Source organism: Pseudoalteromonas sp. S1650, assembly GCF_005887195.1.
Lineage (GTDB): Bacteria > Pseudomonadota > Gammaproteobacteria > Enterobacterales > Alteromonadaceae > Pseudoalteromonas > Pseudoalteromonas simplex.
The window spans coordinates 1-474 of record NZ_PNDF01000101.1; the positions used below are offsets into that span (position 1 = coordinate 1).

Annotated in this window: 1 protein-coding gene; it reads left to right on the forward strand. The window is 42.4% G+C overall.

Going from position 1 to position 474, the window contains the following annotated elements; all coding sequences use genetic code 11:
• Positions 1 to 459, forward strand: a 459-nt coding sequence (locus CWB80_RS21225; protein WP_138686298.1) for an IS630 family transposase, incomplete at its 5' end; no start/stop codon positions are given.
• Positions 460 to 474 lie beyond the last annotated feature (15 nt).

Here is a 474-nt window from a genome sequence, read left to right on the forward strand (position 1 = left end):
GCACGAAAACGCATGCGATTGCTCGCAGTGTCTTTATTTTATGAGGGTAATAGCCGAACCGATATTGCAAAACGTCTAAACACTGCAAGAAGTAGTGTGAATAAATGGGTTTCTAGTTACCTAGAGTATGGGCTTGATGGTTTAGACAATAAGCCTATTCAAGGACGTCCATCAAGGCTGCAACAGCGGCAACTTGAACAACTGTCTGAATTTATAAAGCGCACGAACACAGAACTACGTGGTGGCCGCCTTACCGGTGAAGACATTGTGCATTACATTCACACTGAATTTGGTGTTCATTACCACTTAAATCATGTCTATAAAATTCTAAAGCAACTTGGCTTTAGTTGGATCACAAGCCGCTCTAAACACCCAAAACAATCATTACAGAGCCAAGAGGCTTTTAAAAAACTTCCAACTGGAAACGATCCTTCACACACCAGGACACCTTCCTCTTGATCGGATCGACGAATG